The organism is Bartonella sp. OC68QHHN, from assembly GCF_042193875.1.
GTDB lineage: Bacteria > Pseudomonadota > Alphaproteobacteria > Rhizobiales > Rhizobiaceae > Bartonella > Bartonella grahamii_A.
In genome coordinates this window covers 26,399-50,056 of sequence record NZ_JBHIME010000078.1, presented here as the reverse complement: position 1 = coordinate 50,056, position 23,658 = coordinate 26,399, and the positions used below count along the sequence as shown (strand labels likewise).

Annotated in this window: 19 protein-coding genes and 1 pseudogene; 14 read left to right on the top strand and 6 right to left on the bottom strand. The window is 40.4% G+C overall.

The annotated features are described in order from the left end of the window. Nucleotides 1-12 precede the first annotated feature (12 nt). The gene (locus tag ACFIJ0_RS08565) at nt 13-924 is read left to right on the top strand and encodes an RNA polymerase factor sigma-32 (RefSeq protein ID WP_375624337.1); all 912 of its coding nucleotides are present in this window, start codon (nt 13-15) and stop codon (nt 922-924) included. A 172-nt stretch (nt 925-1,096) separates the two neighbouring features. Here ACFIJ0_RS08565 and ACFIJ0_RS08560 read toward each other — a convergent pair whose 3' ends face one another. Continuing rightward, nucleotides 1,097-2,659 (bottom strand): M48 family metalloprotease, encoded by a 1,563-nt coding sequence (locus ACFIJ0_RS08560; RefSeq protein WP_375624335.1) that lies wholly within the window; start codon nt 2,657-2,659, stop codon nt 1,097-1,099. Nucleotides 2,660-2,806: 147 nt separating this feature from the next. Here ACFIJ0_RS08560 and ACFIJ0_RS08555 point away from each other — a divergent pair, with 147 nt between their 5' ends. The 4 genes and pseudogenes from ACFIJ0_RS08555 (at nt 2,807) to ACFIJ0_RS08540 (ending at nt 6,891) form a co-directional block, all read left to right on the top strand. Continuing rightward, nucleotides 2,807-3,442: a thiamine diphosphokinase gene (locus ACFIJ0_RS08555; protein WP_375624334.1), complete on the top strand. Its 636-nt coding sequence runs from the start codon at nt 2,807-2,809 to the stop codon at nt 3,440-3,442. 103 nt (nt 3,443-3,545) lie between these two features. Beyond that, nucleotides 3,546-3,932 (top strand): hypothetical protein, encoded by a 387-nt coding sequence (locus tag ACFIJ0_RS08550; protein ID WP_375624332.1) that lies wholly within the window; start codon nt 3,546-3,548, stop codon nt 3,930-3,932. Beyond that, a complete protein-coding gene (locus ACFIJ0_RS08545; RefSeq protein ID WP_375624422.1) occupies nt 3,932-5,794 on the top strand; it encodes an ABC-F family ATP-binding cassette domain-containing protein in 1,863 nt (620 codons plus the stop codon). The genes ACFIJ0_RS08550 and ACFIJ0_RS08545 overlap by 1 nt, the downstream gene beginning before the upstream one ends. A gap of 533 nt (nt 5,795-6,327) precedes the next feature. Further along, nucleotides 6,328-6,891: pseudogene (locus ACFIJ0_RS08540) on the top strand (GNAT family N-acetyltransferase). Between the two features lie 503 nt (nt 6,892-7,394). Here the strand turns inward: ACFIJ0_RS08540 and ACFIJ0_RS08535 are convergent. After that, nucleotides 7,395-7,655: a DUF2312 domain-containing protein gene (locus ACFIJ0_RS08535; RefSeq protein ID WP_375624330.1), complete on the bottom strand. Its 261-nt coding sequence runs from the start codon at nt 7,653-7,655 to the stop codon at nt 7,395-7,397. Between the two features lie 264 nt (nt 7,656-7,919). Here ACFIJ0_RS08535 and ACFIJ0_RS08530 point away from each other — a divergent pair, with 264 nt between their 5' ends. Both ACFIJ0_RS08530 and pyk read left to right on the top strand, forming a co-directional pair. Then, nucleotides 7,920-8,408 carry a DUF1036 domain-containing protein gene (locus ACFIJ0_RS08530; protein WP_375624328.1) on the top strand — a complete coding sequence of 163 codons (489 nt, stop codon included), beginning with the start codon at nt 7,920-7,922 and terminating at the stop codon, nt 8,406-8,408. Further along, nucleotides 8,405-9,841, top strand: a complete 1,437-nt coding sequence (gene pyk / locus ACFIJ0_RS08525; RefSeq protein WP_375644035.1) for a pyruvate kinase — start codon at nt 8,405-8,407, stop codon at nt 9,839-9,841. Before ACFIJ0_RS08530 ends, pyk begins: the two co-directional genes overlap by 4 nt. Nucleotides 9,842-11,323: 1,482 nt before the next feature. Here the strand turns inward: pyk and ACFIJ0_RS08520 are convergent. Continuing rightward, complete coding sequence (locus tag ACFIJ0_RS08520) at nt 11,324-11,731, bottom strand: cell division protein ZapA (protein WP_375644034.1); 408 nt, start codon at nt 11,729-11,731, stop codon at nt 11,324-11,326. 12 nt (nt 11,732-11,743) lie between these two features. Beyond that, nucleotides 11,744-12,019, bottom strand: coding sequence for a DUF4164 domain-containing protein (locus tag ACFIJ0_RS08515; RefSeq protein ID WP_375624320.1), 276 nt, complete (start codon nt 12,017-12,019; stop codon nt 11,744-11,746). A 334-nt stretch (nt 12,020-12,353) separates the two neighbouring features. Between ACFIJ0_RS08515 and tkt the strand changes: the two genes are divergently transcribed. From tkt to ACFIJ0_RS08490, 5 genes are all read left to right on the top strand, one after another. After that, the gene (gene tkt / locus ACFIJ0_RS08510; RefSeq protein WP_375624319.1) at nt 12,354-14,360 is read left to right on the top strand and encodes a transketolase; all 2,007 of its coding nucleotides are present in this window, start codon (nt 12,354-12,356) and stop codon (nt 14,358-14,360) included. A 203-nt stretch (nt 14,361-14,563) separates the two neighbouring features. Further along, nucleotides 14,564-15,571: a type I glyceraldehyde-3-phosphate dehydrogenase gene (gene gap, locus ACFIJ0_RS08505; protein WP_375624317.1), complete on the top strand. Its 1,008-nt coding sequence runs from the start codon at nt 14,564-14,566 to the stop codon at nt 15,569-15,571. A 511-nt stretch (nt 15,572-16,082) separates the two neighbouring features. Continuing rightward, a complete protein-coding gene (locus tag ACFIJ0_RS08500; protein WP_375644043.1) occupies nt 16,083-17,276 on the top strand; it encodes a phosphoglycerate kinase in 1,194 nt (397 codons plus the stop codon). A 111-nt stretch (nt 17,277-17,387) separates the two neighbouring features. Beyond that, nucleotides 17,388-18,419 carry a class I fructose-bisphosphate aldolase gene (locus ACFIJ0_RS08495; RefSeq protein ID WP_375624315.1) on the top strand — a complete coding sequence of 344 codons (1,032 nt, stop codon included), beginning with the start codon at nt 17,388-17,390 and terminating at the stop codon, nt 18,417-18,419. Nucleotides 18,420-19,090: 671 nt separating this feature from the next. Continuing rightward, a complete protein-coding gene (locus ACFIJ0_RS08490; RefSeq protein WP_375624313.1) occupies nt 19,091-19,396 on the top strand; it encodes a hypothetical protein in 306 nt (101 codons plus the stop codon). A 180-nt stretch (nt 19,397-19,576) separates the two neighbouring features. Here the strand turns inward: ACFIJ0_RS08490 and ACFIJ0_RS08485 are convergent, their stop codons facing one another. Continuing rightward, on the bottom strand, nt 19,577-19,726 hold the full coding sequence (locus ACFIJ0_RS08485; protein WP_375624311.1) for a hypothetical protein: 150 nt from the start codon (nt 19,724-19,726) through the stop codon (nt 19,577-19,579). A 394-nt stretch (nt 19,727-20,120) separates the two neighbouring features. Between ACFIJ0_RS08485 and ACFIJ0_RS08480 the strand changes: the two genes are divergently transcribed. Beyond that, nucleotides 20,121-20,252 (top strand): hypothetical protein, encoded by a 132-nt coding sequence (locus ACFIJ0_RS08480; RefSeq protein ID WP_375624309.1) that lies wholly within the window; start codon nt 20,121-20,123, stop codon nt 20,250-20,252. A gap of 1,202 nt (nt 20,253-21,454) precedes the next feature. Here ACFIJ0_RS08480 and ACFIJ0_RS08475 read toward each other — a convergent pair. Continuing rightward, nucleotides 21,455-23,245, bottom strand: coding sequence for an ABC transporter transmembrane domain-containing protein (locus ACFIJ0_RS08475; protein WP_375636912.1), 1,791 nt, complete (start codon nt 23,243-23,245; stop codon nt 21,455-21,457). Nucleotides 23,246-23,433: 188 nt separating this feature from the next. On the opposite strand from ACFIJ0_RS08475, the gene rpmE reads away from it, so the two are divergent. Then, the gene (rpmE, locus tag ACFIJ0_RS08470) at nt 23,434-23,655 is read left to right on the top strand and encodes a 50S ribosomal protein L31 (protein ID WP_330168255.1); all 222 of its coding nucleotides are present in this window, start codon (nt 23,434-23,436) and stop codon (nt 23,653-23,655) included. The last annotated feature ends 3 nt before the right edge of the window (nt 23,656-23,658 follow it).

The window sequence follows — 23,658 nt, the reverse complement described above, 5'->3', positions numbered from 1 at the left end:
CAAGGGGTTATTATGGGTAATCTTTCAAATGCTGTTTATAAAAGCAGCAAAAATTATAGCGATGCAGACAAAAGCTTAGGACGTAATATGATGCGTTCTGCTATGCAAGCACCTTATCTTGAACGACAAAAAGAGCATGATTTGGCTCTGCGGTGGAAAGACAAACGTGATGATGATGCCATGCATCAAATTGCAGCGGCTCATATGCGTTTAGTGATTGCTATTGCTAACCGCTTTAAACGTTTCAAAATGCCATTGGGGGATTTGGTACAAGAAGGGTATGTGGGACTATTGGAAGCAGCTGCACGTTTTGAACCTGATCGGGAAGTGCGTTTTTCAACCTATGCAACGTGGTGGATACGTGCTTCTATTCAAGATTATATTTTGCGAAATTGGTCAATCGTTCGAGGGGGAACTAGTTCTTCGCAAAAAGCACTTTTCTTTAATCTTCGGCGTTTGCGTGCAAAACTGATACAAGATGATAGCGCTTTGTCAAAACAGGATATTTTTCGCACAATCGCTGAAAAGCTTGGTGTTTCCGTGCGTGATGTTGAAACGATGGATTTTCGTTTTTCTAGTTCTGATAATTCCTTGAGTGTTTCTGTTTCTGAGAACAGTGATAATTCCATTGCTAAGATGGATGTTTTGGTGGATGATAGTCCTCTTCCTGATGCTTTAATTGAGCAAGTAATTGATGGTCAACGGCGTACACAATGGCTTTACGATGCGTTGCAAATTCTCAATGAACGGGAGTTGGAAATTATTCGCTTTCGTCGCTTAAATGAAGAGGGTGCGACTCTCGAAGTTTTGGGGGAAAAGTTAGGAATTTCGAAAGAGCGCGTGCGTCAAATTGAAGCTCGGGCTTTACAGAAATTGCGTTCTGCTCTCCTTACGGTTCATTCAGAAGATGCTTACGATATATAAAGCAGTGAAAGGCTTTGTGGGAGGAAGAGAGAGAAAGTATAAGGGGGGGGGTATATGAGAGTATGATGAAGTTGGTTTTTAAAGTGTCCTTCTTCATTTTTGAATATGCTTTAAGGGGGAGGGCGTGATACAGATAGAAAAGAATCAAAACTGTAGCAGATGAGAAAAAGGCTTATTCTGTAATAATTTTTACTTTTGTACCTGCGGGTAAAGTTTGTGTTGGCGAGAGGGCGTTGAGGATGCGAAAGAGTTTTTCTTTATCTGGTGTGTGTTGCATTTTATTGGCTAGGTTTGCAACGTTTTCTCCTTGTTTAACGCGGACAACACGGATTTTTAAGGGCTTTAGTTTTTTTAACTGTGAAGATGAAAGAGAATGAAAGCTTTGTAGTGTTTTTTGGGCAACCTCTACAAAATTTTGAGAATTATGTGGAGCGGCTGTCAGAAAACGAAAGATGTGGTTGTTGAATGGAATGACAACTACATCAAATTGCCATTGCTCATTGGTAGCATGGGCTCGTGCTCCGAGTAAGCTTTGGCTTTGGAATCCTTGACTGGGGAGCCTCTGAATTGTGATGGGGCGGATAGATGATTGGTCTAGCCCGATAATCCAGCCGCTTTTCAAATAATCATTCGCAGATATTCCAGCAAGATGCGGAATGGCATCAAAACGAATCGCAATTTTATCTGGTCCACTGGCCCAAACAGTGTGTGCTGAATGTTCTATTGTAAAATTGTTTGGAACAGAAAAAGCTATGCGCAATTGTGGGTGAATAAATTGGTTGCCTCGTATAAAACCTGTATAAAAGCCTCCTCCAAAAATCATGCCATCAATGCTTTTGAGAAAAGAATCGCGATCGGTTGTTTTACTATTCCCTTTACTGATTTTACGCGCTTTTTCTATCGCAAGCTGAATGCGTTGAGGGGTTGTTGGGTGAGAGGCTAGAAAATCTAGAGAGGCATTTTTGGTGTCGGAGATATTACGCAAAGCACTATAGGCTTCCATTGTTTGAAGAAAGCGCGGTGAAGCAAATGGATCATATCCTGCTTGTTGGAGCATTTCGAGTGCTAGGGAATCAGCTTCCAGCTCTTGATTGCGGGAAAATTGCGCAAGTTGTTGCTTGTTTTGCATAGGGTTATGAAGTTTTTTGCCAATAGAAGAAAGAAGACGTGAAGATATGTGATTTGTCATCTTTAATTGAGCTTCTTTTTGCAGGCGTAAAATACCATGATTGGCTCTGATATGTGCTATCTCATGGGCTAAAATGGCTGCAACTTCTGAAGAATCATTGGCTAATGCCAGCATACCACGAGTGATGTAGATCGCGCCATTGGGGAGCGCAAATGCGTTAACACTCTCTGAGTTTAAAATTGTTACAGAATAGCTTTGATGAGAACTATGTGATGAAACTGTCAGTTTACCGACAATCTTTGCTAAAAGGTGTTCAAGTTTTGCATCATAATAAGCGCCACCATACATTTGCAAAATACGTGGGTGTTGCAGAACGCTTAATGTGACATAGATATTGTGATTGTTGGTATGTTTGATTGTTTTAGAAGAAGTGGAAGAAAGCCTATCATTTTGAGAGAGGGGCGTATGACAAGCCGAAAGGAGAAACGTTAAACTTATGAAAGTTGCTTTATATAGGCGCGAGCGAAAAAGAAAATTGCGTTGAAAAATGGGGTGCGTTGGACCATGGTGCACATTGTTTCTGCGGAGTAATTTGGCAAATTGCATTTGTATCTTTGTATCGTATGTTTCTTCAAGAGAGTCATTAGGGATAAGGATTCGTTTGGCTATATCACGCTTTTTGTTTATAAAAAATGACTCTCACCTATAAAAGGGTGCGCTATAAAGGAAATTTTGTGAAAGGCAAAGTATGGCATGACAACATTTACGATATTGTTAAATGGAGATATTTGTATCACTGATCGCTTGCTTAATCAAATTCAAAACAGTCGGGTAATTGCTGCTGATGGTGGTATGCGTCATGCGGCAGCGCTTAATGTGTCGCCTGAGTTGTGGTTAGGCGATTTTGATTCATCGGATGAGAATTTAATACGCAAATATAGTCATGTTCCGTGTGAGGTTTTTCCCTCTGATAAAGATATGACAGATAGTGCTCTGGCTTGTGAAAGAGCGCTGCAAAATGGTGCTAAAAAGATTATTTTGTGCGGTGCTTTGGGAGGTGAAAGAAGTGATCATAGCCTTTCTCATATGACGCAAGCATTGGTGCTGGCTGAAGGGGGCATTTCAGTGTTGTTGACAAGTGGTTTGGAAGAAGGATGGCCGGTTTTGTCAAAACCTTGTTCATATGATTTGCCTAAGGGATGTTTATTTAGTATTATCGGTTTTTCTGATTTAAAAGGCTTAACTCTTAAAGGGGTAAAATGGCCAATTTGTGACAAAAATGTGTCGTTTGGCTCTTCTTTAACACTTTCTAACCGTATTTGTGGAACCTTTTCTTGCCATTTAGGTTCTGGAAAAGCTATATTGTTAGCGTCTGTGCCTATTCCATAAAGCTCTTCCAATATATTTTGAATAAGGCAGGGGGGGGCCTAGTGATTAAGTGCCGACATAAACGATATATTATGTATTGATCTTGAGAAGGAAAGGTTTTGATATGTTAAAATCAATTTTTAAAGTGGCAGTTGTTTCAGCCATTGGTTTCAGTTCAGTTGCTTGCACCACAAACGATGAACGCGTTGCACGTTACGGCGTAGGAGGAGCAGCAATCGGTGCTTTGGCTGGAACTGCCATTGCTGGAAGTACTCCTGGAGCAGCACTTACCGGTGCAGCATTTGGTGCTTTGGCTGGAACAGTAACAGGCGCGGCTGCAAATCAAAGAAAACAACAAAGACAGGCATCACAATTGTGCACGTATCGTGGTCATAGAGGGCATGTTTACCAAGCACCTTGCGCACAAAGAGCCCCTGTACGACAATTGTGTTCTTACCGTGATGGAAGAGGGGTGATGTATAAAGCACCTTGTCCGCACTACGTTCGTTAATGGCGGTGCCGCTCCTGCGGCTTGACCGCATTTTCTTAAATTTTGGAAAAACGCCTTTGCTCAATCAAGCTTGTTTATCGATTGAGCAAGGGGCGCGTATTGCGCTGGTCGGCCGTAATGGTTGTGGAAAATCGACTCTGTTAAAAATTGCCGCAGGGATATTAGAGCCTCATGGTGGCGAAATTTTTCGTCACCCGCGAGTGACGCTCCGTTATGTCTCACAAAATCCGGATTGTTCAGGATTTGAAGATATTAACGCTTATGTGGAAGCGGAGCTGGACGATACATCTGATGTCCAGTGGATCAATACGCTTCGCACAAATTTAGGGTTTTCGGGGGCGGAAAAATTGGAAACGCTTTCGGGAGGCGAAAAGCGGCGTGTTTCATTGTTACGGGCCATTGCTGCAAAACCCGATATTTTGTTCTTAGATGAACCAACCAATCATCTTGATTTACCAACCATTGAATGGCTGGAAGCTGTTTTGTCTTCTTTGCGTTCAGCAATTGTGGTGATTTCCCATGATCGGCGATTTTTAGAAAATGTTACACGGTCAACGGTGTGGCTTGATCGTGGCACAACTAAAAGACTGGAAAAGCGTTTTTCAGAATTTGAAAGTTGGCGTGATAAGGCGTTACAAGAAGAAGCCATCGAGCAGCATAAATTGGGGCGCCAAATTGCGCGTGAAGAGCAATGGTTGCGTTATGGCGTGAGCGCACGGCGTAAGCGTAATGTACGGCGCTTGGGGGAATTAAAAAACTTAAGACAGCGTCATCAAACCTATAAAGGGCAGCCGGGAAATGCACTTTTGACAGCAGCGAAAAGTCATGATTCTGGGCAATTGGTGCTTGAAGCAAAGAAAATTTCAAAATCCTATGGTGATCGCATTATCGTGAAAGATTTCTCTTTGCGCATTCAGCGTGGTGATCGAATCGGTTTGGTAGGACCCAATGGTATCGGAAAGACAACGCTCCTTTCTGCATTAATTGGGCAAGAAGCCGTGGATAGTGGAACGGTGAGGCATGGCTATAACCTCTCTATGGCATTGCTTGATCAGCAACGTATTTTAAATGAAGAAGAAACTTTAGCGCATTATTTAACGGGAGGAAGAGGTGATACTCTTGTGATCAATGGGTTGGAGCGGCATGTGGTTTCTTATATGAAAGACTTTTTATTTTTGCCTGAACAAGCACGCACTCCCCTTAAAGAATTTTCAGGGGGAGAAAGAGCGCGCCTCATGCTTGCACGACTTCTTTCACGTCCTGCAAACTTTTTGATTCTTGACGAACCGACCAATGATTTGGATATGGAAACTTTGGATTTGTTGCAAGAATTTATTGCTGATTTTGCGGGAACAGTATTGTTGGTCAGCCATGACAGAGACTTTTTAGATCGTACTGTAACGCATATGTTGGCACCTCAAGGTGATGGTCATTGGGTTTTATATGCGGGCGGCTATAGTGATATGATGGCGCAAAATCAGCAAGCTCTGAGTTTACAACGCAAAAAAACAGAATTATCACAGCGTAAAGCATCTTCAAAATCTCATACGGGAGAGCTTTCAAAGCAGGACTCATCAACAGATCATAGCTTGATAGTGCGGGAGAAAAAAACACGAGGTAAATTGTCTTATAAGCAGGTTTATGCATTGGAAAGATTGCCTGAAGAAATTGCTATTTTGCAAAATGAAATCAAAAAAATTGAACAAGAGCTCTCTGATCCAGCCCTTTATCGCAGTGATAAAGAGCGTTTTGAGCGTTTATCAACAGCGTTGGAAAAAAAGAAAAATATTTGCACACAAAAAGAAGAAGAATGGTTAGAACTTGAAATTTTACGCGAAGAAATGGAAGCGTGTTCACAGTAATATCTAAAACATTTTAAGAGATTTGTATCGCATTATCACGTTTTCTTGGATTTGTTACAAGATCTTATGGCTGATTTTCGGGAACAATGTTGTTGATGAGTCATGGCAGAAACTTTTTAGATCGCATTGTAATATAGCACCTTAAGATGAGGTTTATTGGGTTTTGTATACGGGAGCAGTGATATGATAGCGCAAAACAAGCATGCTCTGAGCTTACAAGGCAAAGATAGTTTTGTTTCTTTGCTGTGAGTTTTTTCAAAATTTCGTATATGGAAGTACGCCAGTCCCCAATGCTGCTACAGCCCCTTGGAACTTGAGAGCATTCATAAGAAACATTCCCTTGTCTTTACCTTATACCATAAATACACCAACCTCGCTTATGACGGAAAAGCAAATAATCCTGATTGATACTAACGTGAGAGGTGTTGTGATGAAGAAAGCTTACTGTATTCGACGTTATGATTTAAGTTTAAAAATGATGATTTGTTAGATAAATCAACGTGTTATTGTAACGTTTTTAGGAGGAGAAAATGATGGCAATTAAAACAAAGCGCACAATTTCCACATTGATCAGTTTAGAAGATTCAGTTGAACTGTCTTCTTATTACCTCCGTAATGCGAATCATCTTCGTTCTTTTGAACTGTTAAGATCTGATGGTTACCACAGCCTAACAGCTTGGGAAATACGAGCTAATGCATTTGCTTATGAGAGTGCACAAGGACAAGCATAGCGATATGCCGTACGATTAAAAAATGAAAACACAGTCATTGGTATTGTGAATTTTACAAATGTGGTTCGGGGTGTTTTTCAAGCTTGTCATCTTGGTTTTTCTCTTGAGGAAAAACAAAAAGGCAAAGATCTCATGTTTGAGAGTTTATCGGCTCTAATACGGCATATCTTTCATGTCTATCATCTGTATAGAGTGATGGCAAATTATAGACCTGTGAACATAAAAAGCGGATTTTTATTAAAGCGCCTTCATTTTGAAAAAGAAGGCTATGCCAAAGACTATTTGATGATTTCTGGAAAATGGAGAGATCACTTTCTAACCTCTCGAATCAAAGATCTGTATGAGTCCGTCAATAGGTTCGAATAAAGTTCTGTTAAGGGGCTTTTTATCAAATGTGTAAATATGCTGAATTTCTCCCTATCCTAAAAGACGAAAATTCTTAACCACGTCTTTTTTTGTAAATAGTTCAGAATCTTGTTTAGCGGATTTCAACTGCTGACCCACTCTATATGTTTCTTTTCGTAGATAATGAATTGATTTATCATCATCATTCATTTTTTCAATTTGAAGGAAGAGAGTCCTAAATATCGTAAGACTTTTTCATTTCAAATCTATTGATGTTTAATCATAAAAATCATCTCTCTTGCACATCATAAAATGGATTGACGTACAAGTGAGAGTTTGTGTGGATAAAAATGCTCTGTATAAATCCTTTTAAATGTGAGGGCTGTTGCAATATTGTGTATTCTGTGACCGATAGTCTTGTTACAAGTTATACAAACTGCTTATTGTTGGATGAAATTTTTATACATTCATTTGTTTTTTTGTATTTTCTTTTCGTAAGAAAATTTCCAATGTTATCAATGGTTTTAATTCATACCAAGTGCATTTTTATAAAGCTCAATGATTGCTTCTTCTTCTATTCGTTCATGCTCTTCTTTTTTACGCAACCGTATAATGCTCCGAACAGCTTTGCTATCAAAACCAGAGCCTTTAAGTTCAGTGTAAACGTCTTTAATATCATCAGAAATGGTTTTTTTCTCTTCTTCTAGTCGTTCAATACGTTCGATAAAAGAGCGTAATTGATTTACGGATATAGCGTGTGTTTGATCGGTTACTGTATCGTTCATTGTATTTTTCTCCAAGTTATATATTTTAAGTTGTTTTTCGACGACGAATTTATGTTGAAAAAGCTTGAAAAACAAAAAGCAAATCAAGCTACACAGTTTTTTTACAAATTGACTTTAAATATTTTGTAAAATTTTTAAGATATATGCATTGATAAAAGGGCTATAAAAAGAAAAATATAAAAATAGACATTTTAGACTTGAAAAGCTTTTGAAAAAAGAAATGTGTCATTTGTTTTGAGAGCTTGACATTATAGAGGAAGTTTTGTGATTTTAAAAAAACGATATTGGGTGTTTCATAAAGGGTTAAAGGTTTTTCTCTTGAGCATTTTGCTCTTGTTTCCTCTTGTTGTTTTTGCAAAAGCTGATTTTAGGGTTTGTAATACAACCCAACAGTCTGTAGGGGTTGCTCTTGGATATCGTACATTTTCAGGGTGGGTGAGCGAAGGCTGGTGGACGGTACCAGTGACAGAGTGTAAAACCTTAATTGAGGGGCCTCTTGCTTCACGGTTTTATTATTTTTATGCGGAAGGGGCACAAAAAAAAGGGAACTGGGCAGGCTCTGTAACCATGTGTGTGCAAGATAGCCAATTTACCATTCAAGGGGTTCATGATTGTTTCCCTCGAGGATATCAAAAGGCTGAATTTAAAGAAATCGATACCGGAAATCAAACCAGTTGGATGGTACAGTTGACGGATGAGTCTTTGTTAAACAATTCAGTTATACCTTCTCTTTCAGGAAATTCTCCACCGTGAAACGTGCACGTAAAGTGAAAATTATTGCGACTCTTGGTCCTTCTTCTTTTTCTCGTTTGATGATTGAGAAGCTTTTTAGGGCAGGAGCAGACGTTTTTCGTCTTAATATGAGCCATACTGATCGTGATATGATGGGTAATTGGGTCAAGTCTATACGAGAAGTTGAAAAAACAGTTCGGCGACCCATTGGTATTTTAGTGGATCTTCAGGGGCCAAAACTGCGTGTGGGTCGTTTTACTAAGGGTCAAGAAGATTTGCGTGTTGGGCAAAGCTTTACGTTAGATAATCGCGATGTTCTTGGTGATGCACAGCGTGTTTTTTTTCCTCATGAGGATGTATTTTCGGCTGTTAAACCAGGGGATCGGTTGTTGATTGATGATGGAAAACTGGAACTGCGTGCGCAAGTTTGTGATGGTCATTCTGTACAGTGTCGCGTGGTTGCTGGAACCCGTATTTCTGATCGAAAGGGTGTCAGTTTTCCCGATACAATTTTGCCTTTTGATTCGATGACGTCAAAAGATAAGGAGGATCTTCAGGCTCTTTTACAGCAGCCTGTTGATTGGGTTGCTCTTTCTTTTATTCAACGTCCAGAAGATATTATGGCGGTGCGTCGGTTGACGAAAAGCAAGGTGTCTTTGATGGCTAAAATCGAAAAGCCTCAAGCCTTAGAGCATATAGAGAAAATTATTGATGTATCCGATGGTATTATGATTGCACGGGGTGATCTTGGAGTGGAAATGCCTTTGGAAAGAGTCCCTGCACTTCAGATGGAGCTCATAAAAGCTTGTCGTTTAGCAGGAAAGCCTGTGGTGGTAGCAACACAAATGCTCGAATCAATGATCACATCTCCTGTTCCGACACGCGCAGAAGTGTCGGATGTTGCTACGGCAGTTTATGCAGGAACAGATGCGGTGATGTTGTCTGCTGAATCTGCTTCTGGTCGTTATCCTGAAGAAGCCGTGCTTATGATGGATCGAATCGCGCGGCAAATCGAACAAGATCACACTTATGCAGCTCAGGTTGGGGCACAACATCCAGCACCAGAATCAACAGGAACAGATGCGATTTCTCTTGCAGCGCGTCAGATTGCTGAAACACTTGCATTAGCAGCTATTGTTGCCTATACGGCTTCAGGAAAAACGGGGGTGCGTGCCTCTCGTGAACGTCCCAATAGACCGATTATTGCTTTATCTCCCATTGTGGAAACAGCACGGCGTTTAGCTTTAGTCTGGGGGCTTCATTGTGTAGTGACCGAGGATGCACGGAATTTAGAGGATATGGTTGATCGTGCAGCAGCCATTGCATTTCAGGAAGGTTTTTGCAAAGGGGGAGATCGCTTCCTTGTGACAGCTGGTGTTCCCCTGGGAACGCCTGGTGCGACAAATCTCTTGCGTATTGCTTCTGTCTCCCAAGATGGAACGAAAGGGATTTGAGCCATATACGTATAGTGTTTTTACATGCGCCTTTGAACAGCTTTTAAAAACAATAGGTGTGCGCTTCTTGTGAATGCCTCCATAGACCCATTATTCTTTTATCTCCCATCGTAAGATAGCAAGGTGTTGCGTTAAGTCGTCCGGTTTGGGGATGGGAGCAGATGCGGTGATATTGTCTGTTGATTTTGTTTTAGTTCTGAGGAAGCTGCTTTTATGGTAGGGCATTTAATGGGAGAACCCCTTTTATTTCATTGAGACATATTGGGGATTGCTTTGTTGATGTTTATACGAGCGAGATGTTTATTGATAATGAGAGTTCATTCTTTTGCTTTTTAATGAGAGCCTTGAAATTTTTCTCATTTTAAACTTTTGCAAACAGAATTGAATAAAATTAAAATTATGTGCCTAAAAAGTCATGCTGGTATGTCATGAAAAAAGTGTTGGGTGAATGTGTTTTAAGAATATGCTTTGTCAGCGCATTTGCAACATATTGATTTATAATGATAATATAGCGTTCTTTATATTGAATTAAAACCCCGAATACCGTAAGGCTCTCTTATTTTAAATTTGTTTATGATTTTGTCAATCATAACTATTTGCTTGTACGTCACAGGTGGGGGGCTTGTAGGTAAAAACTGTATAAGAAAGGCGTACTTCTTATGAATCGTTTTAAGAGCCAAGGAGGCTGTTGCAATATTGGAGGCTGGTTATAATGATGGTGCCGGTTTGCTCTTTTATTACGCTTGAAGGCTTTGAGATCTGGGGAGAGAAATATGGATGGATTGTTTGTTATAAGGATAAAAATGTCGGTAGAGAATGTTTTCAAGAGCTATTATTGTAGTTTATGATGTTTGAAGTTGTCTCAGATTAACATAATCTTCGGGTTTGGCTTTTTTCCTGCTCTAAATGATGAAAATACTTCATTAACACTGGTTTATAAACGATACGGTGCTCCTCGGTGAGTTCCATCTGATGGATATTTCAGGTGCAAAGACTCCATGGTGCTTATATTATCAAATGGCGGTGTTTTCCGGTATAATAGATAAGGTTATTTTTTAAATATATATTGAATCTACTTGATATTATCTAGGGGCAAGGACTTTTGGTATGCAGCTATAGGGAACATCAATATAGTTCTTGTTCTTGGAGGATGTTTTATTTGTTTGTTTCTGTTGTCATTTATATGATCATTTTTACAATGATGTTGGTTTTGTTATCTTGTTGCGCTGTTAAAAGACATCTCATTTGAAGTGTGGTGATATAAGGTTGCCTCCTTGATATAGGAAGTGTTTGTGCGGAGGTGAAAGATTCAGGGTAGGACTTTCTTGTTGAGTTTTAATTTAATTCCATAAGTAGTGAGTAGCTGGAATCTTCTCTATAAAAAACCGGACTATTTACAGACGGGTGTGGGTTTAAGAATTTTTATCCTATGAGGTGTGTCGGACAAGGCAAACCACGGGTTTATTACGCGCTGATGTACTTTTAGAAATCTTCCTGTTCCTGTTCCTGTTCCTGTTCCTGTTCTTGTTCTTGAATGTTTGTGCGGTTTTGTTCATCTTTGAGCAATTGGTTGGTGAGATTTTCAATGCGTTGTGTAGTGTCACGCATAATTTTCCCCATGGTGCGGTCTCTTTCGTTGTGGAGTCGTAAAAGAGCATCGTAGTCTTCTTGTAATTTTTTATTTTCTCGTTTTATTTCTTCCATTTCATCGATAATCATTATGCCAGCCATAACCGATAAACGATGGTCTCCAATTTCACCAAAATTGTTCTTTAAATGTGTGATATATTGATCCAACTGAGCAGCAAGCGCAATAAGACGACGTTCTTGTCCTTTATCACAAGCCATGCGATAAATTTTACCATCAATGGTAACGGAAACAGTTTCCATACATTCAAACCTTTATCTATCAATGACAACACGAATTGTTTCCATTGCTTTAATAAGACGTTTGGAAACTTCTTTATTTACGGACTCTAAGCGTTCAATTTGGGCTTCAGCTTTGTCAAGCGCTTGGGCAAGATGGCTGCGGTCAGCATTCATTCGTTGAATTTCTTCTTCCCATTCGTTATTTTTATCAATAACGGCATTGCGGTTTACTATGGTGATCTCTAAAGTTCTAAGTGCTTTTTCTAGGTGTTCTAGAGCATCTTGTAGAACCGTAGTTTCTTGGTTCATTGCTTTTATCCTTTGGGTAATTGTATCCTTTATCAATGTGTTATGCAAAAACGAATCACTTTCACTCTTGTATTGTGTGCATTTTATTTTTAAGTATGTAGGATATTTTAGCAAGCAAAGCAGGGGATAGATATAAATTAAAAGCTGGATTTTTTGCGCGTATTGGCATAAATGACATGGATATACAGGACGCGTGAGGGGAATGTTATTAATGTTATTGAAGTGGTGGCAAAAAGTTTCACGCTAATGGTTGAAAAATAGTATTTCTTGAGAATTTTAAGAGAATACATAAAAAACAACAGAATAACGTATTTAACGAAATGGTCGATTATCCATGACAAACACCCACCAACAGAATCAGATGGCCAATGCTATCCGTTTTCTTGCTATTGATGCGATTGAAAAAGCAAATTCTGGTCATCCGGGCTTGCCAATGGGGGCAGCCGATATTGCTACGGTTCTTTATACACAATTCCTGGCTCATGATCCTAAAAATCCTCGCTGGCCTAACCGTGATCGTTTTGTGTTATCAGCAGGACATGGGTCTATGTTGCTTTATGCTCTCTTGTATCTTTCTGGTTATGAAGATTTCTCTCTTGAGGATCTCAAAAATTTTCGCCAATTAGGGGCAAAGCTTGCTGGGCATCCGGAATATGGGCATGTGGCGGGAATCGAAACAACCACTGGACCACTTGGACAAGGGTTGGCTAATGCCGTGGGGATGGCTCTTGGTGAGCGTTTGCAAAATGCCCGTTTTGGTGATCTTATCAACCATTACACTTACGCGTTGGTGGGCGATGGATGCCTTATGGAAGGGATTTCTCAAGAAGCACTTTCTCTTGCTGGTCATTTGAAACTCAATAAGCTTATTGTGTTGTGGGACGATAATAATATTTCTATCGATGGAGAGATTTCACTTGCTGACAGTACAGATCAGATTGCACGTTTTAAAGCTTCTGGTTGGGATACACATAAAGTCAATGGGCATGATCAAGCAGCAATTGCACGGGCTATTGAGGCAGCACAAAATTCTGATAAACCAACTTTGATCGCTTGTAAAACAACAATTGGTTTTGGAGCACCAAATAAAGCGGGGACTAATAAAGTTCATGGAGCTCCTTTAGGTGCACGAGAAATCGCTGAAACCCGTATCGCTTTAGGGTGGGATGCTGAGCCTTTCGTTATTCCAGCCAATATTCTCGATAATTGGCGCTTGGCTAGTCTCAATGCTGCTAAAAAACGCCAAAAATGGGAAGAAAAATTTGCTGATCTTCCTGTCTCAGAACGTGTGGAGTTTGAAAGATTGATGCGCGGCGATCTCGTGGGCGGATTTGATGGCGTTATTGATACTTATAAACAGAAATTGGTTGAAGAGCGTCCCGTTGTTGCTACGCGTAAAGCTTCGGAAATGGCTCTTGAAGTTATCAATGGAGTCGTTACTGAGACCATTGGTGGTTCGGCTGATTTAACCGGATCTAATAATACAAAAAGCAGTCAGATGAAAAGTATCTTTCCTAAAGATTTTTCAGGGCGCTATCTGCATTATGGAATTCGCGAACATGCAATGGGAGCTGTGATGAATGGTCTTGCCCTTTATGGCGGCTTTATTCCTTATGGGGGAACCTTTTTATGCTTTTCTGACTATATGCGTCCTGCTATGCGGCTCTCTTCTTTGATGGGATTGCGGGTGATTTATGTCATGACTCATGATTCCATTGGTCTTGGTGAGGATGGTCCGACCCATCAACCCGTGGAGCATTTGTCTTCCTTGCGCGCAATGCCTAATCATCTTGTGTTCCGCCCTGCTGATGCTATGGAGACAGTCGAGTGTTGGCAATTGGCTTTGAAAGCACGCGGGACGCCTTCTACTTTGGCTTTGAGTCGACAAAATCTACCGCTTTTGCGTCAAGAGTATGAAGAAGAAAATCTCTGTATGCTCGGTGCTTATGAATTTCTAACAGCTAGCGATGATGCACAAGTGACGCTGTTTGCTTCTGGTTCAGAATTGCAAATTGCAGTAAAAGCGCATCAAGTCTTAGAAGAAAAAGGCATCCCAACGCGTGTGGTTTCTGTGCCTTGTTTTGAACTCTTTTCTCAACAGTCTTGCTCCTATCAGCGTGCTCTCATTGGAGATGCGCCGATTAAAATTGCCATTGAAGCTGCCATCCGGCAAGGATGGGACCGTTTTATTGGCTGTGATGGTGTGTTTATTGGTATGGAGGGCTTTGGGGCAAGTGGAACAATTGATGCCCTTTATACGCATTTCGGTATTACTTGTGAGAATGTGGTCGCCACCGTTGAAAAAGAGCGTGGAAAGATCAAAGAGGAAAAGACAAAATGACAGCTTCTGTTGTCATGAATGAGGTGGCTGTAGTGCATCATATTCTGTGCAGTGTTGTAGATGATTTTGTGCATTATTGTGGATAAGTGAGTGAGTGATCAAGATATTGACATTGTGGGAATTAATGATTTGGGATTGCTGAAATACCCATTTATTGTGTTTTAAATGTTGTGCTTAAAAAAATTGATGAGGAAACATGTGAAATGACAGTTCGTGTTGCAATTAATGGGTTTGGTCGTATTGGTCGCAATATTTTACGTGCACTTGTGGAAAGTGGACGACAAGATATTGAAGTGGTCGCAATTAATGATTTGGGATCGGTGGAAACAAATGCCCATTTATTACGCTATGATTCAGTTCATGGGCGTTTCCCTGGAACCGTTAAGGTGGTAGGGGATGCCATTGATGTGGGGGGCAGGTTAATAAAGGTGTGCGCAGAGCGAGATCCTGCTCAATTGCCTTGGAAAGATTTGGATATCGATATTGCTTTGGAATGTACGGGCATTTTTACTGCGCGTGATAAAGCAAGTGTTCATTTAGATGCGGGGGCAAAGCGTGTTCTTGTTTCTGCGCCTTCTGAAGGTGCAGATCTTACGGTCGTCTATGGGGTTAATCATCAATCTTTAAGCAGCGAGCATCGCGTTGTTTCAAATGCTTCTTGTACAACCAATTGTTTGGCGCCTGTTGCACAAGTCTTGCACAACACGGTGGGCATTGAAAAGGGCTTCATGACAACAATCCATTCTTATACGGGTGATCAACCTGTGTTGGATACAATGCATCGTGACCTTTATCGTGCACGTGCGGCAGCTCTTTCTATGATTCCTACCTCAACAGGGGCGGCAAAAGCTGTGGGGTTGGTTTTGCCAGAATTAAAGGGATTGCTTGATGGTGTATCGATTCGTGTTCCGACCCCTAATGTTTCTGTGGTTGATTTGACATTTACCGCTAAGCGTTCCACAACAATCGAAGAAATTAATACAGCCATTGCTACTGCTGCACAAGGTTCTTTGAAGGGCGTTTTGGATTATACAGAAGAAAAACTCGTGAGTTGTGATTTTAATCATAATCCTCATTCAGCTATTTTCCACAATGATCAAACCAAAGTGATTGATGGTAAGCTCTGTCGTGTTCTGGTTTGGTATGATAATGAATGGGGCTTTTCTAACCGTATGAGTGATACGGCTGTGGCTTTTGCTAAGACAATATAAGAGGACCTCAGGGTCCTCTTTTTATAGGAAAAAGTCTCATTTTTGTACAATTTTGAGAAAAACAGATAGAGGCTGTTGTTCTCATGCGCTAGAGAGAAGAGACTATGAAAAATTGATGATGTATTTTGTTTTAATACTGGGTCAATATGTGCTTTTAAAAGCTGCATGAAAGAGTAAATTTTGAAAAAGGAATATTTGAACGAGATACCCTTTGAGAAAACGTCAGAAAACAGGTGATGTAAACTCTTTTGCCTAGAAGTAAAAGGAAGCTTTAATAGAGATCAAGTTGAGTTAATGCATTTGTTTGTCACAATGGGATATGAAGATTAAGAGCAATGGTGGGCTTTTGTACATTTGACGATGAAAGATTTGGCTTTTCAAGCAGAAGGTGAGAGATAGGCTGTCGTGGATCTCTTGTAAAAGCAAAGAGGGTGATAAGTGGAAAGAAAAGTGGGCAGGGTTGTTGGATGCGTTTTTATTTGAAACAATGGAAAGTGAAGAGGAAGCGGTGATGGGGTTTCGTACACTTGATGATGTTGATGTCACTGGGAAACGCGTTCTTGTGCGGGTGGATTTTAATGTGCCAATGGCGCAGGGCAAGGTCTGTGATACGACGCGCTTAGAGCGACATAAAGAGACACTCGTTGAGCTACAAAAGCGTGGTGCTAAAGTTATTCTGCTTTCTCATTGTGGTCGCCCCAAAGGAAAGGTAGAGCCAGAGTTTTCACTCCGTCCTGTTGTGCAAGTGCTGGAAAAGATCATTAATCAGCCTGTTTCTTTTGCTCCTGACTGTATTGGTTCGGTGGTGCAGGTTGCGGTTGAGTCATTACAAAATGGTAGTGTTTTACTGCTTGAAAATGTACGTTTTTATGCTGGTGAAGAAAAGAATGATTGTTCTTTTGCGGAAGCTTTAGCTCATAATGGGGATCTCTATGTTAATGATGCTTTTTCAGTTTCTCATCGTGCCCATGCTTCGGTGGAGGGAATAACGCATTTATTGCCTTCTTATGCAGGGCGCTCTTTGCAAGGTGAAATGCAGGCGTTAGAAAAAGGACTTGGTAATCCAACACATCCTGTGGTTGCCATTGTGGGAGGAGCGAAAGTTTCCAGTAAGCTTTTTGTGCTCAATCATTTGGTGGAAAAAGTTGACTCCTTGATTATTGGTGGGGGGATGGCTAACAGTTTTTTAGCAGCGCAAGGTATCCATGTAGGGAAATCACTGTGTGAACATGCATTGATGGAAACGGTAAGAAAAATTATTAAAAAAGCCCAAGAGTGTCAATGTACGCTTCTTCTCCCTGTGGATGTTGTCGTTGGATTTCGCTTTGAAAAAGATGCACCGCATCGTCTTTATGACATTGAAGATATTCCACAAGATGGCATGATATTGGATATTGGGACGCGCTCTATTGCGCATATCAATACCGTGATAGATAAAGCTGCTACTCTTGTGTGGAATGGACCCCTTGGTGTTTTTGAGATGTCTCCTTTTGATAAGGGAACCATTGCAGTTGCATGCCATGTAGCAGAACGTAGTTTGGCGGGAAAGTTGGTTTCAATTGCGGGAGGAGGCGATACAGTTTTTGCTCTTAATCATGCCGGTGTTGCCAATGATTTTACTTATCTCTCGACTGCTGGAGGGGCTTTTTTAGAATGGATGGAAGGTAAGGTTCTGCCTGGCATTCTTGCCCTTATGCAGGTTTAAAGAGTTTATTGAAAGAGCAGCTTAAAAAAGAGCTGTGTGTCGTTGTGTAGGCTGTGTTTAACGTGTTGCGCACTTTTGGAAGTTTTAAGACAAAATAAAGAGGAATTTTTTATGAATGAACGGCTTGAAGATATTGCACTTGCTTTGGTGCATGCGGGTAAAGGTATTTTGGCGGCAGATGAAAGTACGGCGACCATTGGAAAGCGTTTTGAAAGCATTGGTATTGAATCCAATGAAAATAGGCGCTGTGCTTATCGTGAAATGCTTTTTAGTACAAAAGAAGCAATGGAAAATGCCATCTCAGGGGTTATTTTATTTGATGAAACCATTCGGCAAAAAGCATCAACTGGGAAAATGTTGACGGATCTTATTCGGGATGCAGGCGCTTTGCCAGGGATTAAAGTTGATACCGGTGCAAAACCCTTGGCTGCTTTCCCTCAAGAGACAATTACCGAAGGGTTGGATGGTCTTCGTGAGCGGCTAAAAGACTATTATGCTTTGGGAGCACGTTTTTCTAAATGGCGTGCGGTAATTGCTATTGATGAACACGCTTTGCCAACAAGAGGAGCTATCAGACAAAATGCACAAGCTCTTGCACGCTATGCTGCTTTGTGTCAGGAGTTCAATATTGTGCCCATTGTTGAGCCGGAAGTGTTGATGGATGGACCATCGTGTGGGCATTCCATTACACGTTGCTTTGAGGTGACACGCACTGTTTTGCAGTCCGTCTTTAAAGAATTGTTTGAAGCTCGTGTTCTTTTGGAGGGGATGATTTTAAAGCCCAATATGGTGATTGATGGAAAGGATGCCCGCAAGGCTGGTGTTGAAGAAGTTGCTGAAAAGACCGTTTGCGTGCTTAAACAGACTGTTCCTGCCGCTGTTCCAGGGATTGCTTTTCTTTCTGGAGGGCAGTCTGATCAGGAAGCAACGGCGCATTTATCTGCCATGAATTCTTTGGGCGCATTGCCTTGGAAATTGACCTTTTCCTATGGACGAGCATTGCAAGCAGCTGCCTTAAAAGCATGGGCTGGAAAAGATGAGAATATTCCTGTTGCACAGAAGGCATTTAGTCATCGGGCTCGGATGAACCATCTTGCGGCTTTGGGAAAATGGGCAAAAGAACAAGAAAAAGCGTGCGCTTGAAGCACAAGTCCTATACCTAAATGCGGGGAGATTTTGTATGTTTCTGCGTGATTTTTGGTGCCCTCATCATGATAAAAATGGCGGGGGCGTTTTAGGCTTGAAAGCTTTCTCAGAGAGTTTTCTCCTTGGACATTTCAAAAGTCTTTAATGGGTGCTATCGAGAGATAAGATTGCGGGAGAGGTGGGATTTCGGGAAGGGGGGATGGTGCTTTAAAGGAAATTTGTGAATGCGCAGCATCTTAGTGTGTTGTAGTTTATGAGGTGGCACTTACTTTTTGAGTGCAAATCATAAAGCTCATACTGTATTGAAGAGTTTAATATTATGATATTTTTTTCTTTTTCATGTTATCATTGATTGTCATCAGCAGAATCTATTTTATTGCAGTTTCAAAGGTGGATAAGCGGGTAAATTGGAGAGTTGCGATTTCTGAGTGGATTAGACTATACAGCTTATGAAGTTTTTGTGTGTCAGGCTAGCTTTCTCTTCAATGGGGGGTAATCTTCCTATTGACGAACGGATTGAATAACTCTTGTGAAAGAAAATAGATTTGCATCTCAATAAAACACCTATTGTTTCGTTAAAATGAATAAATCTTTCTTGTATTTTGTGATGATATAATTACAAATGAATAACTTCATAGCATTTTGGCTTAAAAAAGGGGGAGTTGTGGATGGCATATCTTCTAAGAATACAAGCACCAAAGAAAAAATCGATACGCAGAATAGAGCTTTTCTGCAATTATGATGCCAAAATTGTGCAATATAGTGCGTGGGGTATTAGCTGGGATATTTCGACTGTTTATTTCCATAATTTTTATTATTCTTTTCAACATGCGTGGATTGGTTCATACCGCACTAAACTTCTTTGTAGGTGCGAGTGGAATAGCGTGCTTTTTCTTTTTTTCGGATACCTCTTAGAACGCCGCGAAGCAACAGCAGATGAGGCCGGTACACACATTACTCTTAGCAATTGGTGAAGGGGTTCTTCTGTTTGCTGCATGTATGCTATGTGGGGTCACGACGCTCTCTTATTCTGCTTAGCACCTTCTGGGTATGAACTTCTATTCTCTTTGAATAAATAGAGCGCTCTTCGTTTGTGTACAAATCAAAATGAGAGGCTGTCTGCCTCTTAAATTCTTAATAATCGCTCTCCAAAATCATGACATCAGACCCGCGTTTAATGAAAGGACTAACAAGCCTTGCTCTTTAAGATCAATGCAACACTTTAAAGGTTGCGCCTGACGGCATCCTTGATCTAAGACACCCAAACGGCTTATTTTGTTCTTCTCATGTGGTTCTGAAATCATAATATAAGGGGAAAGCTTCTCATGGTGCCTAAATGGTACCTTATCGTGTGTTAAATGGAAAAATGAGAAAAAGCATCTTTATGCAATATAATTCAATTATGATTTGTTGATTTAAACATGAAGGGTTTAAAGTCTTCTACAAGACTGATACGATAAAGGGAGAGAAATCGCCTATACTTAGCAACTACGGCGTATTTTAGGTGCTCTTGATATAGCTATATCACCAAATGATTTTGAATAACTCATCCTTTTAGTTCTATTCGCTAAAAGGACATTTTGAGGACTATTGGTTAATGATTGTAAAGGAAAATTAGCACGTAATATTTCGCTTTGCTGGTATAGATGCTGAATTAGTTGATTATCTAGAGGATTATTGAAGAGGGAGCGCTAAAAAATGATGGAAAATCCTCTGCATATAGGTGAACTCGTGGTTGAAGATATAATCGTAGAATTTGGCTTATCTGTTACGGAAACAGCTGAACGGTTTGAAATGGTTAGGGTGTCAGTTCTGCATACGCTTGGCTAGCTATGCAAAAAAAATATGATTTAGTGCAAGCTTTAAAACGTAAATACCCTAAAGATATATCCTCTTTGTACACGTTCCTATCATCGTTAAAATGCTTTCTTAAAGCACGACAGGGGGTGCTATAAAGTATGAGAGCTTTAAATATAAATGATGGGGTTGGTGGTGGTGTGAAGGTGTCCAATCAAAGCACTCTATCCTTATTTTTATAGGCTATGACTGGAAGAGAGAGCTGGAGGGACGATTTTTGAGTAAAGAGAAAGTGTTTTGAGGCTGCCTGTCTGCAAGAGCAGAACAGTAGTCGTAGTGGTGATATTTACAAACAATAAATTTGATAAAATTTTACGATTTTTCCAACAACTGGTTTATTATAAAAGCTTGTTGCTTATACGCGCTTACACAAAAGTTATAAGAAGCCCAAAAGCGCTAAAAGAGTCGTTGCTCTTTTTCAGTAATACGGATCTGCAAACAATGTTCAAAAAGTGTTCGTTTTTTTGAAAGAGAATAAAAGGATACTCTTGCAGATGAAAGAAGCGTATTTGTGAATTACAATTTGCCATGATTTTTGGTAAACACTATTGTTTAGGGCGGTGATAGAGAGCGTGAAAAATTTTTCATATTAAGTTTTTTAGAGAGCGTGGTAAGCCTTTAGGATAGAGCTTGTGTCCGTAGAGCCTATCAAGTGAGCTGCATGAGGGACTCAGCAAGCTAGCACGATTATACTCTAGCGCCCCAATGTTGTGGCAGTCCTTAGAACTTAAAGGGGTAAGAGAGGTATTTTCCTTCTTTCTTATACTAGTTTCACTCCACATGCTGACTCTGCTTGTGATGTGCAAGAAAGAGGTCTTGTTTGATTCACTATGAATGGTTTGACATAAGACAATCCTATGGTATTCATGATCTCTCATGAAAAACAATGTATTATCCTTATAAATCAACGTGAGGGTGCTGTTATGAAGAGATCCCCTTGCACATCTTAATAGTCCATAGAGATTGACGGGGTATCATTTTATATTCTGTACCCAGATAAAGTATTTTTATAAAAATGCTCCATCTCACGCAGAAAAAAATAGTCCGTTAAGACTTTAAAAAGAAAAATATCTCAATTCTTGTCCCTTTTCTTCCATGAGAGCTTCAAATTGATAAGCCTATCTGAAAAGAGTGCTGTTTATGCCCTTGAAGATACTGCTCTTTATAATGATCACTTACTTAGGTGAAAATTGGAGTTTTGCCAAGTAGGCATAGACGCCATTTTTTGCCACAAGTTCTGTATGTGTTCCTTCTTCTACAAGAGAGCCTTTATCCATTACGAGAATACGATCAGCTTTTAAAATTGTTGCCAAACGATGTGCAATGACCAAGGTTGTACGATTTTGCATCAATCCTTCTAAGGCGTCTTGCACTAACTTTTCACTGTTTGCATCTAAAGCGGATGTTGCTTCATCAAGCAGTAACAGGGGTGCATTTCTTAGAATTGCCCGTGCAATACCGATGCGTTGTTTTTGCCCCCCAGAAAGCATGGTACCACGTTCTCCTACTTGCGTATCCAAGCCATCTGGTAAAGCTTGAATAAATTCAAGTGCATTAGCCGCTTTAGCGGCAGCAAGAATGTCCTCTTCATGGGGATTTTCAGTTCCAAAAATAATATTATCACGCAATGTTCCATCAAAAATGGCGACATCCTGTGGAACATAGGAAATTGCGCTGCGCAAATCTTGCAAAGAAAGGCGATTAATTTCCATGCCATCCAACAAAATTGTTCCACTTATCGGGTCATAAAAACGAAGGATCAAAGAAAAAATGGTGCTTTTTCCTGCTCCTGAAGCCCCAACAAAAGCAACCGTTTCGCCTGCCTTCACAGAAAACGAAAGCGAGCGTAAAATCTTCTCTTGTGGTCTAGAAGGATAAGTAAAATCAACCTGATCAAAAACAAGTTCGCCTCGAACAGGTTGTTCCAATGATAAAGGATTTTTAGGAGCTACAATAGCAGGTTGTTCTTGTAACAATTCGGAAAGACGCTCAGCAGCGCCTGCTGCTTGGATTAACTCAGCCCCCAGTTCCGATAATTGCGCAAAAGTGGAAGCTCCAAAAACCGCATAAAGGACAAATTGCCCTAATGTCCCGCCTGTCATCGTTCCATTCAAAACATCGCGCGACCCAATCCATAAAACAGCAACCACACTGCTAAAAACCAAAAAAATTGCAAAACCCGTAAAAAAGGAGCGCAGGATCACAGAAGCACGTGCTGTTTGAAAAGCACGTTCTATCAATTGTGAAAAACGTGTTGCAACGCGTTTTTCTGCGGTAAAAGCTTGCACAGTGCGAATAGCACTTACCTGTTCTGTAGCAACAGCATTGGCATCTGCAAGACGATCTTGCGCCGCACGCGTACGCGCACGAACTTTACGCCCAAAAACCACCAAGGGAATGGCCACAACAGGAATAGCAACCAAAACCAACAAAGACAATTTAGCATTGGTAATCACCATCATCACAACGGCTCCGATCACTATAATCAACTGACGCAAAGCAGTAGAGGCGGTAGAACCCACAGCTAATTTTATTTGTGTGGTATCTGTTAGAAGCCTTGAAACAATCTCTCCTGAATGCGACCGATCAAAAAAAGCAGGAGAAAGTTTCATAATATGAATAAACACATCACGCCGTAAATCGGCAACAATCCGTTCTCCCAATGTGATAACACAGTAATAACGACCAGCAGAAGCAAAGGCGAGAAGCAAGGCTAAGATAAACAAAACTCCGAAGTAAAAATTGATATGTTCGTGGCTTGAAGTAGAAAACCCATGATCAAACATTTGTCGGATAGCCAGAGGCAAAGCTAATGTGACAAGAGCAGCAACAGATAACGCTAGAAAGGCAAAGATAAACAACCAACGATAGCGCAAAAGATAAGGAAAAAAAATTGCAAGCGAAGAAAATGAAGATTTTCTAGGGGAAGACTTTGTAGATTTTTCTGAATGATTGAAGAGATTCATAAGGTTTCGCTCACTATATTGAATTTATAACACTTGATACAACGATGCATCTTGAACACTTGTTTTTTTATGCGTGCTCAGTTATAGGAATAAATACTTTAATCAATGTATCAAAAAGACAAAGGAAGCGCACTTAAAAAAATCAAGCAAGTGCTATTTCATTCTATAAACGCAAAAGGTTTTTACGCATGAAAGCGAATATTCATCCCAACTATCACACAATTACCGTTGTTATGACGGATGGAACCCAATATACAACGCGCTCTACTTGGGGAAAAGAAGGCGATACTCTTAATCTAGATATTGATCCAAGAACGCATCCAGCATGGACAGGTGGCTCCCAAACACTCGTAGACCGTGGCGGTCGTCTTTCTAAATTCAAAAATCGTTTTGGTAATATTGGCATGTAAAAG